Source organism: Soonwooa sp., assembly GCF_032062245.1.
Classification (GTDB): Bacteria; Bacteroidota; Bacteroidia; order Flavobacteriales; family Weeksellaceae; genus Soonwooa.
Map to the genome: position 1 here is coordinate 1 of NZ_DAMBQF010000057.1, position 3417 is coordinate 3417.

Sequence of the window (3417 nt, forward strand, 5' to 3'; positions counted from 1 at the left end):
AATAGAAAAATGAATAGACTTAAAATTGAATTAATTTAATAATGCACTACGAGTATATTTAATATAAAAATAGGACCAACTAAGAACTGAGCAATGTTAATTTAATTGAATTTTTTATTTCTATTCAATGAATAGTTTTAATAAATAATTTTAATTAAAAAATTAAATGATGGTTTAGTTTTTGATTTTAAGTAAATAATTATTAAAATAAATCTTTTTGTTATGAGTTTTATCGACAATGTAAAATTAACAGCAGAGCTTATTAAAGCAAATTTTTCAGAAGGTATTGATGATGGATATGATCATTCCACAACTTCTGCAGGTAGAAAAGGATTACGCTCAGGTCGGGTTTCTGAACTGACTGCAATGGCAGATTTGAAGCCCGGCGGCGCTGATAATCTCCGAAAAATTATGGAGATTGCAAATGGTAATTTGAAAGGTGCTACAAAAGTTGGAACCTTACACGATTTACGAATTGTTCTTTTTGATAATGATACTAAGATTTTGTTCTGTACAGCTTATGATGGGGATTGGGATGCTTATATCGATGATTTTGCAACCAAAATTCCCCAATTGATGGATATTATTTTTGGAAATGTGGAAGGTTGGCCTGGAATTAAAGATCCAACAGTTAAAGATTTTATTCTTAGCAAACAGATTACTGCGACAGGTTGGTATGTGGGAGTACCACATCTTACTGTAAACGACATTAGACGTAACGATAAGATTATTACTGGCTTAAATAAAGCCATTGACGATTCTAATAAAATTGAAAAATAATTTTTAATAAATAAATTATGGCATTTGATTTTATAAAAAGAATTTTCAATCCGGACAAAGTTAATATAGAGTTGAAGGAAATTCAATCTTTAATTTTGAGAAGTAGGCCAATTCCTTATTTTGGAACAGTGGCATTATTAGAAATCACGGATAAAGAAAGTGCGAAAAAGATGTTGAAAGATTTGATTCCATTAATTGATTCTGCAGAGGAATGGAACAAAAACGAAGGAGCATCTGTATTTCTAACTTTTACCTATAAAGGTTTAGAAAAAATTGGTGTACCAAAAGAAAGTTTAGATTCTTTTCCGGAATCTTTTAAAGAAGGAATGGCTAAAAGATCGTCTTATCTTTATGATATTGGCGTGAATGATCCCAAAAATTGGCAGAAAGAATTTAAAAATCCTAACATTCATATTGCTTCTGCAGTGATCTCCAATAATGAAGCCGATTGGAAAAGCAAATTGGAAGAATTTCGTACGAAAATTTCGGAAAACAATGGAGTTGAAGTTTTGGTGAGTGAAGATTTTGGTGCTACAGAAGAGGTGAAAAATGTTTTCGGTTTTCGCGATGGAATCAGTAATCCCGAAGTTGAAGGTAGTGGGATTGATGTACCTCAAGGTTTTGACCGCCCGATTGCAGCTGGCGAATTTATATTAGGTTATCCAGGAGAAGGTGATATTACAAAACCTTTTCCTCAGCCGGACATTTTAGGGAAGAATGGGTCTTTTATGATTTTTAGAAAATATCAAAGCCAGGTTGCAGAGTTTAACCAGTTCATTAAGGATAATAGTTCTTCTCCAGAAGAAGGCGAACTTTTGGCTGCGAAAATGGTAGGCAGATGGAGAAGCGGAGCTCCACTAGTTTTATCGCCAGAAAAAGATGATAAAGTGCTTGGAGAAAATCCTGAAAAAAATAATAATTTTTCATTTAAGAACGATGAGTTTGGAAAAAAATGTCCTTTCAGTTCTCACATCCGCAGGATGAATCCGCGAGATTCCAAAACTTTTGTCTTGGAAGATGAAAGGCTTCACCGCATTATACGTCGCAGCGTAACTTTTGGGGATATTGTTCCGCCGGAAGTGACAAAAAATGACGGTAAAGAACGCGGTCAATATTTTATGGGAATTAGCGCGAATGCAATGGGGACTTTGGAATTTTTGCAAAAACAATGGATTAATGATGGCAATTCACAAAATCTGGGTAGTGAAAAAGATCCTATGGTTGGTTTGCAAGATCAAAATAGTTTGTTCAGTATGCCTGCAGACCCGCTAATAAAAAGATACCGAGGTTTACAAACTTATAATATCGTGAAAGGTGGTGAATATTGCTTTATCCCAAGTCTTTCAGCTCTCAAATGGATCAGTGAATTAAATTAATACTTATAAAAATTTAACTATTTTTTTTTTAAAAATCACTAACAAAAAAATCTAATTGCATGGAATACGTTAAATATGATTATAAATTGGAAGAAATTCCTGAAAATTTCGAAGAGTATATCAATAAAATTAATAAGGATATTGTAGATTATATTCGAAACACGCCGCAACTAAGCCGCGCTCATAATTATACAAGAGATGCGCACGCCAATGGCTATGCAGCATTAAAGGCAGAGGTGGAAATTCTGCCTAATTTGCCTGAAGAATTGGCTCAAGGTATTTATAAAAATGCAGGAAAACACGAAGCGGTGGTTCGTTTTTCAAACGGATCCTCTCGTGTGTTGCCTGATAAACTAAGTGGAAATGCGCAAGGTTTTGCACTTAAAATTTTTGGAATTGAAGGCGAAAAAGTTGCTCCTGGTGAAGAGTCATCACCAAATGTGGATTTCAACCTAATCAATAATCCGGTATTTTTTTGCAATACTGCGGAACATTATGTTTTCATCTCCAAACTGTTTCTTAAAATCACCGATTTTTTTGAAAAAGGTGCATTAGGAAAATTGGAATTTGCTTCAATCTGGGTTACAGAAAATAAAAAAGCTTTCCCAAATTTCGAAGCATTAAAAGAATTAGCCGCACTAAAAACTTTTGAAAAAATCCCATCAATTAACAGTTTTTTATACGAGTATTACAGTATGGGCGCAGTTCGTCACGGAGATTATATGGCAAAAGTAAGAATTGAACCTACTGACGAAACGAAAAACTTAATTATTGATAAGGATATTGATATTGACAGCGAAGATTGGCCTTACAGAAAAGCTATTATTAAAGAGATCGCAAAAAACGATCTTACCTTCAATCTACAAATTCAATTATGTAACGATTTGAAAAAAATGCCAATTAATGATCTTACAGAAGAATGGTCTCAAGAACTATCGCCATTTCGCACGGTAGCTAAAATCAAAATATTTAAACAAGAAGTTCCTGAAGATGGTAATTTTAATGTGATGGACAATCTTTCGTTTACGCCGTTTAGAACTCTAGAAGAAAATCGTCCCATAGGTAATTTGCAAAGTACGAGAAGATCGGCCTATGTAACCTCTTCAACGACCCGTCACGAATTAAATAACAAAAAAAGAAAAGAGCCAAACAATTTGCAGGAGGCATTTGATGAGAAATTTTTTCAGAAATAGTTTTTATATTTACACCCGTAGTGCATTATAAAAAAGGTTACTCATAATACGAAAATTTCGTATATTGT

At 33.5% G+C, this 3417-nt stretch carries 3 protein-coding genes; all 3 read left to right on the plus strand.

From position 1 onward, the window contains the following. The first annotated feature begins 222 nt into the window (after positions 1–222). Genes RT037_RS13735 through RT037_RS13745 form a run of 3 tightly spaced genes read left to right on the plus strand, consistent with a single transcriptional unit; the run spans position 223 to position 3349 of the window. Positions 223–780 (plus strand): hypothetical protein, encoded by a 558-nt coding sequence (locus RT037_RS13735; RefSeq protein ID WP_076549609.1) that lies wholly within the window; start codon positions 223–225, stop codon positions 778–780. A 17-nt stretch (positions 781–797) separates the two neighbouring features. Next, positions 798–2156: a Dyp-type peroxidase gene (locus tag RT037_RS13740; protein WP_076549608.1), complete on the plus strand. Its 1359-nt coding sequence runs from the start codon at positions 798–800 to the stop codon at positions 2154–2156. A gap of 59 nt (positions 2157–2215) precedes the next feature. Further along, positions 2216–3349, plus strand: a complete 1134-nt coding sequence (locus tag RT037_RS13745; RefSeq protein WP_313032346.1) for a catalase family protein — start codon at positions 2216–2218, stop codon at positions 3347–3349. Positions 3350–3417: the final 68 nt, after the last annotated feature.